Consider the following 16374-nt stretch of genomic DNA (forward strand, 5'->3'; position numbering starts at 1 on the left):
GGCACTCCCTTATCCGGCCTGCGGGACAGGCACGGCCTTTTCGGTGGTTACGAGTTGAGGAAGCCCGCCGCCGGTGCGCTGGAAGCGCAGGCGGATCCAGGCACCCCGCCCTTCCGGCGCGTCGGCGAGTTCGATCCCGCCGCCGTGCTCCTCCATGATCTTGCCGACGATGGCGAGGCCAAGGCCGGTGCCCTTCTCGCGCGTCGTCACGTAAGGCTCAAGCAACCGCGCACGGTTCTCGGTCGGCAGCCCCTTGCCGTTGTCGATAACGTCGATGGTGACGGTCCGTTCGTCGGCAGAGAGCCCCACCTTGATGCGCGGCGGCTCCGTCTGCTCCTCCGGATCAACGGCGGCAAGGGCTTCCGTGGCGTTCTTCACGATATTGGTGAGCGCCTGGGAAATCAGCCGACGGTCGAAGCGGGCGGTGACCGCGCTGTCGGGGGTGTCGAACTGGATGTCGATCTCCGGGTTGCCGACCCGCATCAGGAAGACCACCTGGCGCACCGTCTCGGCGACGTCCTGCTCCTCCACCACCGGCTTGGGCATGCGGGCGAAGGAGGAGAACTCGTCGACCATGCGACCGATGTCGCCCACCTGCCGAATGATGGTGTCTGTGCACTGGTCGAACACCTCGCGATCCTCGCCTATCACCTTGCCGTAGCGCCGGCGCAGGCGCTCGGCGGAAAGCTGGATCGGGGTCAGCGGGTTCTTGATCTCGTGCGCGATGCGCCGGGCGATGTCCGCCCAGGCGGAGGAGCGCTGGGCGACCACGAGTTCGGTGATGTCGTCCAGCGTGACGACCCAGCCGTGATCGGCCTCGCGCGACTGCTCGGTGGTGAAGCGGACGGCGATCACCCGGTCGCGGCCGTTGCGCGACAGCGTGGTGTTGCCCTGCACCGAGCGCGGGCCGGCGCCCATCGCCTCCGCCAGCATCGGGGCGATCTCCGGCACGATGTCGCCGAGCGGTTTGCCGAGCGCATCCTCCTCGCTCACGCCCAGCATCTTCTCCGCCGGGCGGTTGATGATGGTGACGGAGCCGGAGGAATCGACACCGATGACGCCGGCTCCCACGCCGGACAGCACCGCCTCGGTGAAGCGGCGCCGGGTATCGATCTGGTCGCGGGCCTGCACGAGATCGTTCTGCTGGGTGCGCAGTTCCTGCGTCATCTTGTTGAAGGTCTCAGCGAGGCTCGACAAGTCGCCTTCCGCCCGACGCACCGGCACCTCGACATAGAGATTGCCCGCGGCGACCAGATCGGCGGCGCCGATCAGCCGGCGGATCGGGGCGACCAGATGATTGGCGAAATGGATGCCGAGCCACACGGCGCAGAGCAGCACGGTAAGCGAGATCACCGCATAGAGCAGCGCGAAAGCCACCTGCACACCGATGCGCTGCTGTTCGAGATTGCGGTAATCCGCAACCGCCGCCTGCGTCTCCTTGAGATAGTTGATCACGCGCGGATCGATCGGCCGCGCCACGTAGAGGAACAAATCCCCGAAATCTTTCAAGGGGATGACCGCGCCGACGAAATCGGCGTCGGTCGGCAGGTAGATCAGCGGCTGCTCCTCGGTGGCGTCCTTCACCGCGAGGTTTGACGGCACCACGAATTCGCGCCCGGTGCGGATGGTGGTGCGGTCGACGACGGAGAGGTCGCGCTGGATCACCATGGCCACCGGCAGTCCGCGCACCACCGCCTGGGCGGTCATCGCCTGGCGGAAGCGGCTGCGGTCGCTGTCCCACAGCGGACGGATGCGCTGCAGGTCGCGCGCCATGCCGAGAATGTCGCCGCGGATGGAATAGGCGTGCTCGCGCACATAGGTCTGCGCCACCGACACGGCATTGTCGACGATGGCCCGGGTGCGTACCGAGAACCAGCGGTCCAACCCACGATCTAGCGTGATGCTGGCCAGAAGCGCTACCAGTAGTGCCGGGACCACGGCGACGACGCCGAACAGCCCGACGATGCGCACATGCAGCCGGGCGGCGGCGCGGCCCCTGCGGCGGGCCTTCACGATGCGCCAGACCTCGCGGCCGATGATGCCGAGCAGGGTCAGCGACATCACGCCGTTGATGCACAGCACGACGACGACGATTTCGTGCGACGGCACCAGCGGGGTGATGCCGATCAGGACGACGAAGCTGACTAGTGAGGTGACCAGTGCGGCCAGAACGGCCAGTGGGGCCAGCCCCCAGAACGAAAAACGAAAGCCCATGCCCCCGAGGTCGGGAGTGTCGCGGCTTTCGGTCTCTCGTGTTCGGCCACTATCGCTCATGTCTCACCACGGCGCCGGCCGGTTCGATTCGAACCGGCGCAACTGATGCAGTGAAACGACACTGGTGCAAAAATGTGACATGCGCCAGAGCCAGCCGCATTTAATCGGCTGGCATCCACATCACTTGAATGTGGGCGACGCCCCCTAGCGGCTGGTACGAATGATCTGGATATCGAGGTCGCGGATCTTTTTGCGCAGCGTGTTGCGGTTGAGCCCGAGCAGCTCGGCGGCCTTGATCTGGTTGCCCCGCGTCGCCGCCAGCGCAGCCGACAGCAGCGGGTATTCCACGTCCTTCAGGATGCGGTGATACAGCCCCGGCGGCGGCAGGTTCTCGCCGAAACCGCCGAAATAGGTGTTGAGGTGACGCTCCACCGAAGAGGACAGCGTCTCGTCCTGCCCGCCCTCCTCCGGGGTCGCCGTCGACACCGGGGTGGCCAGCTCCGCCTCGATAATCGAGGCGGTGATGATCTCCTGCGGGTAGAGCGCGGCGAGGCGGCGGATCAGGTTCTCCAGCTCGCGGACATTGCCCGGCCAGCGATAGCGCTTCAGCCGGTCGACGGCGGCGATGTCGATCTGCTTGCGCGGCAGGCCTTCCCGCTCGGCCTGGAGGAAGAAGTGGCGCACCAGATCCGGGATGTCCTCGGTGCGCTCGCGCAGCGGCGGCAGCCGCAGCGGCACCACGTTGAGGCGGAAGAACAGATCCTCGCGGAACAGGCCCTGCTGGATGAGGATGCGCAGGTCCTTGTTGGTGGCGGCGACGATGCGCACATCGGTCTTGATCGGGGTGCGCCCGCCCACCGTGGTGTATTCGCCCTGCTGAAGCACGCGCAGCAGGCGGGTCTGCGCCTCCATCGGCATGTCGCCGATCTCGTCGAGGAACAGCGTGCCGCTCTCGGCCTGCTCGAAGCGGCCGGCCGAGCGGGCATTGGCGCCGGTGAACGCCCCCTTCTCATGGCCGAACAGCTCGCTCTCGATGAGGTCGCGCGGGATGGCGGCCATATTGATGGCGACGAACGGGCCGTTGCGGCGCTTGCCGTAGTCGTGCAGCGCGCGGGCCACCAGCTCCTTGCCGGTGCCGCTCTCGCCGGCGATCATCACCGTGAGGTCGGTCTGCATCAGCCGCGCCAGCACGCGGTAGATGTCCTGCATCGCCGGCGAGCGGCCGACCAGCGGGATGGCGTCGGTCTCGTCGCCGCCCTTGGGCGCCAGATCGTGCTTCTTCGGCTCCGACAGTGCCCGGCCGACGATGGCGATCAGCTCCTTCAGGTCGAAGGGCTTGGGCAGATATTCGTAGGCGCCGCGCTCGGAGGCGCGGATCGCGGTCATGAAGGTGTTCTGCGCGCTCATGACGATGACCGGCAGATCCGGACGCACCTTCTTGATGCGCGGCAGCAGGTCGAAGGCGTTCTCGTCCGGCATCACCACGTCGGTGATGACGAGGTCGCCGTCGCCCTGGCTCACCCAGCGCCACAGCGTGGCGGCATTGCCGCAGGAACGCACCTCGTAGCCCGCTCGCGACAGCGCCTGATTGAGCACGGTGCGGATGGCGGCGTCGTCATCGGCGACCAGAATACTTCCCGTGGGCATGGCGCTCTCAATTCTTCTCAGTGCCGCGGGCGGCGCCGCGATACATGGGCATGAGGACTCGGAAGATGGTGCGGCGGGGCTGGCTGTCGCATTCGATGATGCCGCCATGGTCGCCGACGATCTTGGCGACCAAAGCGAGGCCGAGTCCGGTGCCGGTGGGCTTGGTGGTGACGAAGGGGTCGAACAAATGCTGCATCAGGTCCTCCGGCACGCCGGGACCGTTGTCGCGCACGCAGAATTCCAGCGGCAGGCTGACGCGCGTCGCCGAGCCGGGCACGGTGAGCCGCACGCCGGGACGGAAGGCGGTGGTGAGCATGATCTCGCCATCCGGGCTGTCGCCGATGGCTTCGGCCGCGTTCTTCACCAGATTGAGGAAGATCTGGATGAGCTGGTCGCGATTGGCCAGCACCGGCGGCAGCGAGGGATCGTACTCCTCGACGAAGCGGATGTTGCGCGCGAAGCCGGTGGAGGCGAGCGTGCGCACATGCTCCAGCACCGCGTGAATGTTCACCGGCTCGCGCTCGATCGGCCGCTCGTCGGAGAACACCTCCATGCGGTCGACCAGCTTGACGATGCGGTCGGCCTCGTCGGTGATCAGCCGGGTCAGCGAACGGTCGTCGTCGCTGGCGTTGAGCTCCAGCAGCTGCGCGGCGCCGCGAATGCCCGACAGCGGGTTCTTGATCTCGTGCGCCAGCATGGAGGCGAGCGCGGTGACCGAGCGGGCGGCGCCGCGATGGGTGAGCTGGCGGTCCATCTTGTCGGCGATGGTGCGCTCCTGCAGCATCACCACGACATAGCCCGGCGCTTCCGGCAGCGGCGCGACATGGATGTCGACGATGCGCTCGCCGCCATTGCGCGGCGTGCCGAGGTCGACGCGATACTCGTTCACCGCCGCGCCGCTGTCCCGCACCTGCTCGACCAGCGCCAGCAGCGGGCTGCCGAAGGGAATGAATTCCTGCAGGCGATGGCGGGCGAGCACCGCATGGCCGGCCTCGAAGAAGGCCTCGGCGGCGACGTTGGCGTCGACCAGCCGGTCGTCATCGGCGACGGTGAACACCGGATGCGGCAGCGCGTTGACCACCGCATCCGACATGGCCGGGGTACCGGCCTCGATCGGCGGGACGGAATCGACGCCGCCGCGGGCCGCGGGCTTCTTCGACGCGGGAGCCTTCGCCGCTGAATCCGGCTTGAGCGTTTTCATGCTGCGGCACTCCATGACAATTCGTCGAAGGCGGCGCGGAGGCCGGTACGAACCTCACGCGGTTCGTCCTGGGTAAGGATCCGCTTGCGCCAATGCGCCAGCGCGTCGGGCGGGCGGCCGGCGGTGACCGCCGCCGCCTCCAGCGCCCAGCCGATGTGCTTGCGCGCCTGCCGGCGGCCGAGCTCGATCCCGTAATGCGACAGCCAGCCCTCGTAGAGCTCCAGCAGCACGTCGTGCTGCTCGGCGAGGCTCGGATCGGCCGGCACCTGGCCGGTGGCGAGATAGGCGGCGACCTGGGCGGGGAACCATGGCCGCCCCTGGGCGCCACGGCCGATCATCACCCCTGCCCCGCCCGAGGCGGCGAGCATGGAAGGCGCCTGTTCCGCCGCGACCAGATCGCCATTGGCGAGCACCGGCAGATCGATGGCAGCGCTGATGGCGGCGATCGCCGCCCAATCGGCCGAGCCGGTGTAGAACTGGCAGCGGGTACGGCCATGGATGGTGACCAGCCGCACGCCGATATCGGCGGCGCGGCGCGCCAGCTCCGGCGCGATGAGGCCGCTATCGTCCCAGCCGAGGCGGGTCTTGAGCGTGACCGGCACCCGCACCGCGCCGACCACCGCCGCGATGATGCGGGTGGCGAGGTCGAGGTCGCGCAGCAGCGCCGCGCCGGCGAGGCCGGTGGTGACCCGCTTGGCCGGGCATCCCATGTTGATGTCGATCAGCGCCGCGCCGGAGGCTTCGGCCATGGCGGCGGCGCGGGCCATCGAGGCGGGCTCGTTGCCGGCGAGCTGCACGGCGTGGACCGGCAGGCCGGCCGCCTCGGCGCGCAGCGCGGTTTCGGCATGGCCGGTCTCCAGCGCTTCCGAAGCCACCATTTCGGAGACGACGAGGCCGGCGCCGTAGCGGTGCGCCATGCGCCGGAACGGGGCGTCGGTGATACCGGCCATCGGCGCCAGCACGACGCGATTCGGCAGCGTCAGCGGCCCGACGGTCAGATTGGCGTTCTGAAAGGCATCAACGATCAAGCGGTGATCACTCGGTGCACACGAAATGAGCCCAGCGGGCGGTGCCTACATAATAGACAGACGAGGCCCGTCATCAAGTCTCTACCACCGGATGGCGGGAAACTTTTGCACTGCCGCGCCGCTTTTGCGCTAAACGGAGGGCCGGGGCAAGGCCCGGCGGGTGCCGCCGGGCGGCTGGAAGCGGAGTTACGGGTGGTCGACGTGCAGGCGGATGGACAGGCTGAGTTGCGGGCCGACGTCATCGTGGTGGCGGCCGGGCGCGGGACCCGCGCCGGAGACGGGCTGCCGAAGCAGTATCGCTCCCTGGGCGGGCGCCCGCTGCTGCGCCATACGCTGGAACGTTTTCTCGCCCAGCCCGGCATCCGCCGGGTGGTGACGGTGATCGACCCCGCCCATGCCGGGCTCTATGCGGCGGCGACGCAAGGCCTTGTGGGCGCTGGCGGCGCCGGCCTCGCCGCGCCGGTGGCCGGCGGGGCGACCCGGCAGGCCTCGGTGCGCGCCGGGCTGGAGGCGCTGGCCGAGGATCCGCCGGAACTGGTGCTGATCCACGATGCCGCCCGCCCCTTCATCACCGCGCGGCTGGTCGCCGATGCGCTGGAGACGGCGGCGCGGCATGGAGCGGCGGTGCCGGTGCTGCGGCTGGTCGACACGGTGAAGCGCTGGGAAGCGGACGGCTTCGTCGTCTCCGGCCCCGACCGCGACCAGATGCGCAGCGTGCAGACGCCGCAGAGCTTCCGCTACGCGCTGATTCGCGGAGCGCACCTCGCGCAGGCCGGGCGCGACGACCTCACCGACGACGCCGCGGTGGCCGATGCCGCCGGGCACCGGGTGGCGAGCTTCGCCGGCGAGGCCGGAAATCTCAAACTGACGACGCCGGAGGATTTCGTGAGCGCCGAACGGGTTCTTGCGCGGGAGCTTCGCGACCTCGCCGATGTGCGCACCGCCACCGGCTATGACGTGCACGCCTTCGGCGAGGGCGACCATGTGATGCTGGGCGGCATCGCCATCCCCTTCGGGCGCGGGCTCTCCGGCCATTCCGACGCCGATGTGGTGCTGCACGCGCTGACCGACGCGCTGCTCGGCACCATCGGCGCCGAGGATATCGGCTTCCACTTCCCGCCCTCCAAGCCGGAATGGAAGGGCGCCGCCTCCGACCAGTTCCTGCGCCATGCGGTGGATCTCGTCGCGGCCAAGGGCGGGCGCGTCGCGCATCTCGACACCACCATCGTCTGCGAGGAGCCGAAGATCGGCCCGCACCGCGAGGCGATGCGGGAGCGGATCGCCGAGATCGCCGGGCTGCCGGTGGCGCGGGTGAGCGTGAAGGCGACCACCAGCGAGCGACTCGGCTTCACCGGCCGGCGCGAGGGCATCGCCGCGCTCGCCACCGCCACGGTGCGGCTGCCCTTCGCGGAGGACGAGATATGAACGAGCGCGATGCGCTGGCCACGCGGGTGCTGGAGCTGTGCCGGTCGCGCGGCTTCACGGCGGCGACGGCGGAATCCTGCACCGGCGGCCTCGTCTGCGGCGCGCTGACCGAGATCGCCGGCTCCTCCGACGTGGTGGACCGCGCCTTCGTCACCTATTCCAACCAGGCCAAGATGGACCTGCTCGGGGTGTCCGAGGCGACGCTCGCCGCGCATGGCGCGGTGAGCGAGGAGACGGCGCGGGAGATGGTGGCGGGCCTGTTGAAGGCCGCCGGCACCTCGCTCGGCGTCTCCGTGACCGGCATTGCCGGGCCGGGCGGCGGCTCGGAGGCGAAGCCGGTCGGGCTGGTGCATTTCGCCGCCGCGCGGGCCGATGGCCGGGTGATCGTGCGCCGCGAGGTGTTCGCCGGCGAGGACCGCTCCAGCGTGCGGGCGCATGCGGTGATGACCGCACTCGCCATGCTGGCGGAACTGGCGGAAGGCTGACGCGCTCCGCGCCACGCCGTGCGGCCGTGCGCGGGGGAACGGCCTCAGGCCAATGTGCCGTAGACCTCGTCGGCGCGCTTCTCGAAAGCTTCGGCGAAGCGGCGGAAGGCGGCGTCGAACATCGCGCCCATCAGCAGGCCGAGCGTGCGCGAGCGGAACTCATAGTCGATGAAGAATTCGACCTCGCTGGTGCGCTCGCCGGTCGCCTTGAACGTCCAGCGATTCTCCAGCCGACTGAACGGCCCGTCGAGATATTCGACAACGATGGTGAGGCGCGGCCTATCCAGCGTCACCCGGCTGGTGAAGCTCTCGCGGAACACCTTGTAGGCGACCGTCATGTCGGCAACGAGGATGTCGATCCCCTCGCCGCTCGCCACCCGCCGGCGGGTGTGCAGGCTCTCGCAGAGCGGCACGAATTCCGGGTAGCGCTCGACGTCGGCGACGAGCTCGAACATGTCGGCGGCCGAATGCCGGACCTGCCGCTTGCTGCGGAAAGACGGCATGGCTCAGACGGGCGCGAGAGACGAAGTCAGGTTGGCGGGCGCCGCGGTGCCGAGCTTCGTCGACCGCGCCGCGCGCAGCCGGGCGAAGTCCTCGCCGGCATGGTGCGAGGAGCGGGTCAGCGGGCTCGACGACACCATCAGGAAGCCCTTGGCATAGGCGATGGTCTCGTAGGACTTGAACTCGTCGGGCGTCACGAAGGACATCACCGGGTGATGCTTGCGGGTCGGCTGCAGGTACTGGCCGATGGTCATGAAGTCGATGTCCGCCGAGCGGAAATCGTCCATCAGTTGCAGCACCTCGTTCCGAACCTCTCCGAGGCCGACCATAATGCCGGACTTGGTGAAGATCGACGGGTCGAGCTCCTTCACCCGCTGCAAGAGCCGCAGCGAGTGGAAGTAGCGGGCGCCCGGCCGCACCTTCAGATACAGCGAGGGCACGCATTCGAGATTGTGGTTGAACACGTCCGGCTTCGCCTCGACCACCACTTCCAGCGCGCCATCCTTGCGCAGGAAGTCCGGCGTGAGGATCTCGATGGTGGTTCCGGGGCTGGTGGCGCGAATGGCGCGGATGGTGCGTGCGAAATGCTCGGCGCCGCCGTCCGTGAGATCGTCGCGGTCCACCGAGGTGACGACGACATGTTCGAGGCCGAGGCGGGCGACGGCGTCGGCGACCTTCTGCGGCTCGTCCATGTCCAGCGGACCGGGCATGCCGGTGCGCACATTGCAGAAGGCACAGGCGCGCGTGCAGGTGTCGCCCATGATCATGAAGGTGGCGTGCTTCTTCTGCCAGCACTCGCCGATATTCGGGCAGCTGGCCTCCTCGCACACGGTGACGAGGCCGTTGGCGCGCACGATGTTGGCGGTTTCCTGCCAGCCCGGCGTGCCGGGCGCGCGCACGCGGATCCAGTCCGGCTTCTTCAGAACCGGGGTCTCGGGCCGGTTCACCTTTTCCGGGTGACGCGGCTTTTCGAGAGCGCGGTTCAAAGTGTTGAGGACGGTGACCATGAAGTGCCCGATACCCGTTCGCGTTTCGCCTTCACACTTAGTCATTGCGTGCCGCCCCGGAAACCCCGCCTTGCGAAGGGGAGACCCGAGCGCCGCGCACGTCTCGGCGCGGCAAGGCGTCAGCGCGAGCGCAGCTTGCGCCAGATGAACAGCACGATGATCGCGCCGACCGTGGCGGCGATCAGGGTGCGGAAGAAGCCGAACACCGGGACCGCCGCCAGCTCGGCGAGATACTTGCCGACGAAGGCGCCGATCAGGCCGAACAGCAGGTTGGCGAACAGCCCGTGATCGCTCGCGGTTACCCGCTCGGCGATCCAGCCGGCGAGCAGGCCGATGATGATCATGGTGAACCAGCCGACTCCCGGCTGGTCCGCGACGGCGGCAAAGCTATCCATGGCTGACCCCTGCCCTGCTGCGGAGCGGCCTTGCGGCCTGCTCAGATGTGGATGGCGCGCCCATAGGCGGCGAGCACGCTCTCATGCATCGTCTCAGAAACCGTCGGATGCGGGAAGACGGCGTTGATCAGCTCTTCCTCGGTGGTCTCAAGGTTCATCGCCAGCACGAAGCCCTGGATCATCTCGGTGACTTCCGCGCCGACGAGATGGGCGCCGAGCAGCTGGCCGGTCTTGGCGTCGAAGATGGTCTTCACGAGGCCATCCGCCTCGCCGAGCGCCACCGCCTTGCCGTTGCCGATGAACGGGAAGCGGCCGACCTTGACCTCGTAGCCGGCTTCCTTGGCCTTCTTCTCGGTGAGGCCCACCGAGGCGACCTGCGGCATGCAATAGGTGCAGCCGGGGATCATCAGCTTGTCCATCGGATGGGCGTGCTTGCCGGCGATGCCCTCGACGCAGATGACGCCCTCATGCTCGGCCTTGTGGGCCAGCATGGGCGGGCCGGCGACGTCGCCGATGGCGTAGATGCCGGGCACGTTGGTGCGGCACAGGCCGTCAATGACGACGCAGCCGCGATCGGTCTTCACGCCCAGCTTCTCGAGGCCGAGATTCTCGATGTTGCCGACCACGCCCACCGCCGAGATCAGGCGATCCGCGACGAGGGTCTGCACCTTGCCGTCGGAAGTCTCCACCGTCGCGGTGACGTTGTCGGCGCCCTTGACGACCTTCGACACCTTGGCGCCGGTGAGGATCTTGATGCCCTGCTTCTCGAAGCGCTTCTTGGCGTGCTCGGCGATCTCCTCGTCCTCGACGGGGAGGATCTGCGGCAGCAGCTCGACGATGGTCACGTCCGAGCCCATCGCCTTGTAGAAGGAGGCGAATTCGACGCCGATGGCGCCCGAGCCCATGATCAGCAGCGACTTCGGCACGCTCGCCGGCGCCAGCGCGTCGAAATAGGTCCAGATCAGCTTGCTGTCCGGCTCGATGCCCGGCAGCGCGCGCGGACGGGCGCCGGTGGCGACGATGATGTTCTTGGCGGTGTACTCGCCGGCGCCGAGCGCGCCCTTCGGCGCGCCGTCGGTGGCGGCGACGGAGACCTTGCCGGGCGCGGTGATGGTGGCCTGGCCCCAGATCACCTCGACCTTGTTCTTCTTCAGGAGGAAGCCGACGCCATTGCTCATCTGGCTGGCGATGCCGCGCGAGCGCTTCACCACGCCGGCGATGTCGACGCCGAACTTCTCAGCGACGAGGCCGTAATCCTTGGCGTGCTCGATATAGTGGAAGATCTCCGCCGAGCGCAGCAGCGCCTTGGCCGGGATGCAGCCCCAGTTAGGGCAGATGCCGCCCATGTACTGGCGCTCGACCACGCCGACCTTGAGCCCGAGCTGGGCGGCGCGGATGGCGGCGACATAGCCGCCGGGGCCGGAGCCGATGATGAGGAGGTCGTAGGAAGCGGCCATGTGCGTGGTTCCGTCATACCCGGGGCCAAGGCGACCTTTCGGTCGCCGTCTTGCGCGAAGACGCCGGGGCATTCACCCCGGCTTTTGCCGGGCATCCGCCCGGTGCGCCGCTGAAAAGACGTCGAAGGCAGGAAGGCAAGGACCGGGACGAACGCCCCGGCCCTCACGCGGTGTCGATCACACCAGCATCGACATCGGCTTCTCGATCAGCGCCTTGAAGGCGGTGATGAGCTGGGCGCCCATGGCGCCGTCCATGACCCGGTGATCGCAGGAGATGGTGACCGTCATCTGGGTGGCGACGGTCAGCTCGCCCTTGCGCACCACCGCCCGCTGCTCGCTGGTGCCCACCGCGAGGATGGTGGCGTGCGGCGGGTTGATGATGGCGGTGAAGTCCTTGATCCCGAACATGCCGAGATTGGAGATCGCCGAGGAGCCGCCCTGATACTCGTTCGGGGCCAGCTTCTTGTTGCGCGCGCGGATGGCGAAGTCGCGGGTCTCGTTGGAGATGGTCGAGAGCGACTTGGTCTCCGCCTTGCGGATGATCGGGGTGAGCAGGCCCTTGCCGCCGTCGATCGCCACCGCGACGCCGATGTCGGAGTGCTTCAGCTTGAGGTAGCGGTCGCCGCCCCACACCATGTTGGCGTCCGGCACCTGCTGGAAGGCGAGCGCGTAGGCCTTGATGACGAAGTCGTTGACCGACAGCTTGTAGGACGGCTTGCCGTCCTTCTCCGGCGCGGCCTTGTTCAGGGTCTCGCGGAGCTTCAGCAGCTCGTCCATGTCGCAGTCGACGGTGAGGTAGAAGGTCGGCACCGTCTGCCGGGCCTCGGTCATGCGCTGGGCGATGACGCGACGCATGCCGTCGAGCGGGATCTCCTCGTAGGTGCCGGCCTCGTAATAGGCCTTGACCTGATCGAGCAGCGCGCCGGGGGCCGGGGCGGGCTTGGGCGCGGCGGGAGCCGCAGCGGCCGGGGCCGGCGCGGCAGCCGCGACCGCCGGAGCCGCGACCGGCTTGGCGGCGCCGGGCGTCGCCGAGGCGATGTCGGCGGCGACGACACGGCCGCGCGGACCGGAGCCCTGCACGGAAGAAAGGTCGACGCCCTTCTCCTTGGCGAGGCGACGGGCCAGCGGCGAGGCGAAGACGCGCGCCCCAGCAGCAGCCGGGGCCGCGGCGGGAGCCGCCGCGACCGGAGCGGCGGCAACCGGAGCAGGCGCAGCGGCCGGGGCCGGCTCGGCCGCCTTGGGAGCCTCGGCGGCAGGAGCCGGCGCGGCCTTGGGCGCCGAGGCGCCGCCGGCGGCGACCGCCTTGGCGTCCTCGCCGTCGGTGGCGAGCACGGCGATGAGCTGGTTCACCGGCACATCCGCCGTGCCTTCCGGCACCAGGATCTTCGCCAGCGTGCCCTCGTCGATGGCCTCGACTTCCATCGTGGCCTTGTCGGTCTCGATCTCGGCGATCACGTCACCGGGCGCGACCTTGTCGCCTTCCTTCTTGAGCCACTTGGCGAGGTTGCCCTTCTCCATGGTGGGAGACAGGGCCGGCATGAGGATCTCGATCGGCATGGGCGCTCTCCGTCCTCAGCGATAGGTGACCGCGCGCACCGCCTCGACCACTTCCTGGACGTTCGGCAGCGCGAGTTTCTCGAGATTGGCGGCGTAGGGCATCGGGACGTCCTTGCCGTAGACGCGCAGTACCGGCGCATCGAGATAGTCGAAGGCGCCTTCCATGACGCGGGCGGAGATTTCCGCGCCGACGCCGGACTGGCCCCAGCCCTCTTCCACCGTGACCAGGCGGCCGGTCTTGCGGACCGAGGCGAGGATGGTCTCGGTATCCATCGGGCGGATGGTGCGCAGGTCGATCACCTCGGCGTCGATGCCGAGCTTGGCGAGCTCGTCGGCGGCCTTCAGCGCGTAGGACATGCCGATGGACCACGCGACCAGCGTGACGTCCTTGCCGGGACGCGCGATGCGCGCCTTGCCGAGCGGGACGATGAAGTCGTCGAGCTTCGGCACCGGCGAGGAGTGGCCGTAGAGGATCTCGTTCTCGAGGAAGATCACCGGATTGGGATCACGGATCGCCGCCTTGAGCAGGCCCTTGGCGTCGGCGGCGGTATAGGGCGCCACCACCTTGAGGCCGGGAATGTGCGAGTACCAGGAGGTGTAGTCCTGGCTATGCTGCGCGGCGACGCGGGCCGCGGCGCCGTTCGGGCCGCGGAACACGATCGAGCACTGGATCTGGCCGCCGGACATATAGAGCGTCTTGGCGGCGGAGTTGATGATCTGGTCAATCGCCTGCATGGCGAAGTTGAAGGTCATGAACTCGACGATCGGCTTCAGGCCGGCCATGGCGGCGCCGACGCCGACACCGGCAAAGCCGTGCTCGGTGATCGGAGTGTCGATGACCCGCTTCGGCCCGAATTCCTGCAACAGGCCCTGGGTGATCTTGTAGGCGCCCTGATATTCGGCGACCTCCTCACCCATCACGAAGACGTCGCCGTCCTGGCGCATCTCCTCGGCCATGGCGTCGCGCAGCGCCTCGCGCATGGTCTGGTTGACCATCTCGGTGCCTTCCGGCACCTCCGGCTGGGGAGCCGGCGCGGAGACGACCGCCGGCGCGGCCGGCGCGGGCGCCGCAGCGGCAACCGGCGCGGGCTCAGCCGGGGCGGCCGCCGCCGGAGCGGGCTCGGCGGCCTTGGGCGCGGGCGCCGCAGCGGCGCTGGCGTCCTCGCCATCGGCGAGGATCACCGCGATCGGGGTGTTGACCGCGACGTCCTGCGTGCCTTCCGGCACCAGGATCTTGCCGAGGGTCCCCTCGTCGACCGCCTCGACTTCCATCGTGGCCTTGTCGGTCTCGATCTCGGCGATGACATCGCCGGACTTCACCGTATCGCCCTCTTTCTTGATCCACTTGGAGAGGTTGCCCTTCTCCATGGTGGGCGACAGGGCGGGCATGAGAATTTCGGTCGGCATGGCGGCGTTCCCCAAAGAACGAGCGTCGAGATCGCGCGTCACTGATGCGTCTGGGCGGAGGGCGCAAACGTCAGGTTGCTGTAGACGGCCAGCGAAGCGGTGGCCACGAGAAAGGCGGCAAAGAGAGCGACCAGCATCTTGGAGAGACTGGCCGTCCGGTCCGCCGGCGCCCCGGCGAGGTGGCGCATGGCGAACGGCCACACGCCCATCTTGATCCAATCGGCAGCTGCGTTGCTGCCGCCGCCGGCGCGGACGCCGGAGAGAATGCGATAGGCCGTGCCGGCGGCGAAGACCCACAGCACGACGATCGCCGATGCTCCGGCGACCCACAAACCCCAGAACAGCCAGGCGAGCATGCCCCCTACCCTCCGCCGGTCAGCGGAGGATGTCGGTGTAGAGCTCGGACGGATCCGGCTCCGGGTCGTGGCTGGCGAAATCGGCGGCGGCGTTCATCACCTCGCGGATTTCGGCATCGATGGCCTTGAGGTCGTCCTCGCTGGCCCAGCCCTTGTCCAGAAGGCGCGCGCGCACCTGCTCGATCGGGTCGTGCTCGGTACGCATCTTCTGCACCTCCTCCTTCGACCGGTACTTGGCCGGATCGGACATGGAGTGGCCGCGATAGCGATAGGTGAGCATTTCGAGGATGTAGGGACCCTTGCCGGAGCGGGCGAATTCCACCGCGCGCTCGCCGGCCGCCTTGACCGCCCGCACATCCATGCCGTCGACCTGCTCGCCGGGAATGTTGAAGGAGGTGCCGCGACGGGAGAAGTCGGTCTGGGCGGAGGCGCGGTTTACCGCGGTGCCCATGGCGTATTTGTTGTTCTCGATGATGTACACGACCGGCAGCTTCCAGAGCTCGGCCATGTTGAAGCTCTCATAGACCTGGCCCTGATTGGCGGCGCCGTCGCCGAAATAGGCCAGGGTGACGTTGCCGTTCTCGCGGTAGTGGTTGGAGAAGGCGAGACCGGTGCCGAGCGAGACCTGGGCGCCGACGATGCCGTGGCCGCCGTAGAAACCCTTCTCGATGCTGAACATGTGCATCGAGCCGCCCTTGCCCTTGGAATAACCGCCGCGACGGCCGGTGAGCTCGGCCATGACGCCCTTGGGGTCCATGCCGGTGGCCAGCATGTGGCCGTGGTCGCGGTAGCCGGTGATGACCTGGTCGCCCTGCTTGAGCGCCAGCTGCATGCCGACGACGACGGCTTCCTGACCGATATAGAGGTGGCAGAAGCCGCCGATCAGGCCCATGCCGTACATCTGGCCGGCCTTCTCCTCGAAGCGCCGGATCTCCAGCATCTGGCGATAGGCGGCCAGTTCCTGTTCCTTGGAGAAGTCCAGTTTGTCGACGGGTTTGTCGGACCGTTTGGCGGCGGCGCGGGGCGCGGCGGCCTTGGGGGCGGGGGACTTCTTCGCAGCTACAGCCATAGGCGCATCCCTAGCTCGTTAGCGGATTTTGCCAGTGTCTTAGCGCAAGTTGCGCACCAATGCTACGCGCACAACGCAATGCTGCGGCGCACAACATGTTGCCAGCGCAAGGGTTTCTGTACTTGAACTATTATTCGGTTAAATGAACGATTTAACTTAAATAAAGTTAAGTTCTTGCGATCTATCGGTTTCCCGCTGATATACCAGGCGCGCGCACCAGCGGGCGCCGAAAAGCGCCCCGCCGATAGTCGAACCAAATAATGACGCTATTGCGTGGCTGTGGTCGCGACGTGCGGACGCAGCAGCACGAGGTCCTTGGGGTGGACGAGGTTCAGGAGCGACCTCGCCTGCTCGTCGAGCATGTCGGCATCGACGAGATCCGGCGACAGGAGCCGGACCTTGGATTCGATGGCCTCGCGCTGGGTGCGCAAGGCATCGCGCTCCTGCGTCAGGGCCTGCATCTGCTCTTCGAAATGCCGCCGCGCCACCAGTCCGTATTGGCCGTTATAGCCCTGGAAGGCGAAGTAGCCGATGAGCGATGCCGCGCCGAGATGCAGCGTGACGGTTTGGAGAATCGAGCGCCAGCGGGTGCGTGCTATCATGAAAACGGAGCCTAACCGTATCC

The 16374-nt window shown here is 68.0% G+C and carries 15 protein-coding genes; 2 read left to right on the plus strand and 13 right to left on the minus strand.

Annotated features, from left to right (window positions below):
* Nucleotides 1-9: 9 nt before the first annotated feature.
* The 4 genes from KHC28_RS17685 to dusB all read right to left on the minus strand — a co-directional run bounded on the left by KHC28_RS17685 (nt 10) and on the right by dusB (nt 6090).
* Entirely contained in the window at nt 10-2214 is a 2205-nt protein-coding gene (locus KHC28_RS17685; protein ID WP_246564933.1) for a sensor histidine kinase NtrY-like, read from the minus strand.
* A gap of 204 nt (nt 2215-2418) precedes the next feature.
* Nucleotides 2419-3861, minus strand: a complete 1443-nt coding sequence (ntrC, locus tag KHC28_RS17690; RefSeq protein WP_214009650.1) for a nitrogen regulation protein NR(I) — start codon at nt 3859-3861, stop codon at nt 2419-2421.
* 7 nt (nt 3862-3868) lie between these two features.
* On the minus strand, nt 3869-4954 hold the full coding sequence (locus tag KHC28_RS17695; RefSeq protein WP_214009970.1) for a two-component system sensor histidine kinase NtrB: 1086 nt from the start codon (nt 4952-4954) through the stop codon (nt 3869-3871).
* A gap of 104 nt (nt 4955-5058) precedes the next feature.
* On the minus strand, nt 5059-6090 hold the full coding sequence (gene dusB, locus KHC28_RS17700) for a tRNA dihydrouridine synthase DusB (RefSeq protein ID WP_281419124.1): 1032 nt from the start codon (nt 6088-6090) through the stop codon (nt 5059-5061).
* Nucleotides 6091-6291: 201 nt separating this feature from the next.
* Between dusB and KHC28_RS17705 the strand changes: the two genes are divergently transcribed.
* Nucleotides 6292-7515 carry a bifunctional 2-C-methyl-D-erythritol 4-phosphate cytidylyltransferase/2-C-methyl-D-erythritol 2,4-cyclodiphosphate synthase gene (locus KHC28_RS17705; RefSeq protein WP_312893268.1) on the plus strand — a complete coding sequence of 408 codons (1224 nt, stop codon included), beginning with the start codon at nt 6292-6294 and terminating at the stop codon, nt 7513-7515.
* Nucleotides 7512-8000, plus strand: a complete 489-nt coding sequence (locus KHC28_RS17710; RefSeq protein ID WP_214009651.1) for a CinA family protein — start codon at nt 7512-7514, stop codon at nt 7998-8000. The genes KHC28_RS17705 and KHC28_RS17710 overlap by 4 nt, the downstream gene beginning before the upstream one ends.
* Before the next feature lie 44 nt (nt 8001-8044).
* On the opposite strand, the gene KHC28_RS17715 is transcribed toward KHC28_RS17710, so the two are convergent.
* The 9 genes from KHC28_RS17715 to KHC28_RS17755 all read right to left on the minus strand — a co-directional run bounded on the left by KHC28_RS17715 (nt 8045) and on the right by KHC28_RS17755 (nt 16351).
* A complete protein-coding gene (locus KHC28_RS17715; RefSeq protein ID WP_214009652.1) occupies nt 8045-8503 on the minus strand; it encodes a type II toxin-antitoxin system RatA family toxin in 459 nt (152 codons plus the stop codon).
* 3 nt (nt 8504-8506) lie between these two features.
* Nucleotides 8507-9508 (minus strand): lipoyl synthase, encoded by a 1002-nt coding sequence (gene lipA, locus KHC28_RS17720; RefSeq protein ID WP_214009653.1) that lies wholly within the window; start codon nt 9506-9508, stop codon nt 8507-8509.
* A gap of 119 nt (nt 9509-9627) precedes the next feature.
* Nucleotides 9628-9903 (minus strand): GlsB/YeaQ/YmgE family stress response membrane protein, encoded by a 276-nt coding sequence (locus KHC28_RS17725; RefSeq protein ID WP_214009654.1) that lies wholly within the window; start codon nt 9901-9903, stop codon nt 9628-9630.
* Nucleotides 9904-9944: 41 nt separating this feature from the next.
* Nucleotides 9945-11360, minus strand: a complete 1416-nt coding sequence (gene lpdA / locus KHC28_RS17730; RefSeq protein ID WP_214009655.1) for a dihydrolipoyl dehydrogenase — start codon at nt 11358-11360, stop codon at nt 9945-9947.
* 177 nt (nt 11361-11537) lie between these two features.
* Nucleotides 11538-12917: a pyruvate dehydrogenase complex dihydrolipoamide acetyltransferase gene (locus KHC28_RS17735; RefSeq protein WP_214009656.1), complete on the minus strand. Its 1380-nt coding sequence runs from the start codon at nt 12915-12917 to the stop codon at nt 11538-11540.
* A gap of 15 nt (nt 12918-12932) precedes the next feature.
* Entirely contained in the window at nt 12933-14324 is a 1392-nt protein-coding gene (locus tag KHC28_RS17740) for a pyruvate dehydrogenase complex E1 component subunit beta (protein WP_214009657.1), read from the minus strand.
* 38 nt (nt 14325-14362) lie between these two features.
* Nucleotides 14363-14680: a hypothetical protein gene (locus tag KHC28_RS17745; RefSeq protein ID WP_214009658.1), complete on the minus strand. Its 318-nt coding sequence runs from the start codon at nt 14678-14680 to the stop codon at nt 14363-14365.
* 19 nt (nt 14681-14699) lie between these two features.
* On the minus strand, nt 14700-15749 hold the full coding sequence (gene pdhA, locus KHC28_RS17750; protein ID WP_214009659.1) for a pyruvate dehydrogenase (acetyl-transferring) E1 component subunit alpha: 1050 nt from the start codon (nt 15747-15749) through the stop codon (nt 14700-14702).
* A 266-nt stretch (nt 15750-16015) separates the two neighbouring features.
* Nucleotides 16016-16351 carry an FtsB family cell division protein gene (locus KHC28_RS17755; protein ID WP_214009660.1) on the minus strand — a complete coding sequence of 112 codons (336 nt, stop codon included), beginning with the start codon at nt 16349-16351 and terminating at the stop codon, nt 16016-16018.
* Nucleotides 16352-16374 lie beyond the last annotated feature (23 nt).

The organism is Ancylobacter sonchi (assembly GCF_018390695.1).
In the GTDB taxonomy this organism is placed as follows: Bacteria; Pseudomonadota; Alphaproteobacteria; order Rhizobiales; family Xanthobacteraceae; genus Ancylobacter; species Ancylobacter sonchi.

What these genes read in the sequence shown, in the direction of transcription:
- KHC28_RS17685 (WP_246564933.1), bottom strand. Translation starts at nt 2,214, where the DNA reads ATGGGCTTTCGTTTTTCGTTCTGGGGGCTGGCCCCACTGGCCGTTCTG.
- ntrC (WP_214009650.1), bottom strand. Translation starts at nt 3,861, where the DNA reads ATGCCCACGGGAAGTATTCTGGTCGCCGATGACGACGCCGCCATCCGC.
- KHC28_RS17695 (WP_214009970.1), bottom strand. Translation starts at nt 4,954, where the DNA reads ATGTCGGATGCGGTGGTCAACGCGCTGCCGCATCCGGTGTTCACCGTC.
- KHC28_RS17710 (WP_214009651.1), top strand. Translation starts at nt 7,512, where the DNA reads ATGAACGAGCGCGATGCGCTGGCCACGCGGGTGCTGGAGCTGTGCCGG.
- KHC28_RS17715 (WP_214009652.1), bottom strand. Translation starts at nt 8,503, where the DNA reads ATGCCGTCTTTCCGCAGCAAGCGGCAGGTCCGGCATTCGGCCGCCGAC.
- lipA (WP_214009653.1), bottom strand. Translation starts at nt 9,508, where the DNA reads ATGGTCACCGTCCTCAACACTTTGAACCGCGCTCTCGAAAAGCCGCGT.
- KHC28_RS17725 (WP_214009654.1), bottom strand. Translation starts at nt 9,903, where the DNA reads ATGGATAGCTTTGCCGCCGTCGCGGACCAGCCGGGAGTCGGCTGGTTC.
- lpdA (WP_214009655.1), bottom strand. Translation starts at nt 11,360, where the DNA reads ATGGCCGCTTCCTACGACCTCCTCATCATCGGCTCCGGCCCCGGCGGC.
- KHC28_RS17735 (WP_214009656.1), bottom strand. Translation starts at nt 12,917, where the DNA reads ATGCCGATCGAGATCCTCATGCCGGCCCTGTCTCCCACCATGGAGAAG.
- KHC28_RS17740 (WP_214009657.1), bottom strand. Translation starts at nt 14,324, where the DNA reads ATGCCGACCGAAATTCTCATGCCCGCCCTGTCGCCCACCATGGAGAAG.
- KHC28_RS17745 (WP_214009658.1), bottom strand. Translation starts at nt 14,680, where the DNA reads ATGCTCGCCTGGCTGTTCTGGGGTTTGTGGGTCGCCGGAGCATCGGCG.
- pdhA (WP_214009659.1), bottom strand. Translation starts at nt 15,749, where the DNA reads ATGGCTGTAGCTGCGAAGAAGTCCCCCGCCCCCAAGGCCGCCGCGCCC.
- KHC28_RS17755 (WP_214009660.1), bottom strand. Translation starts at nt 16,351, where the DNA reads ATGATAGCACGCACCCGCTGGCGCTCGATTCTCCAAACCGTCACGCTG.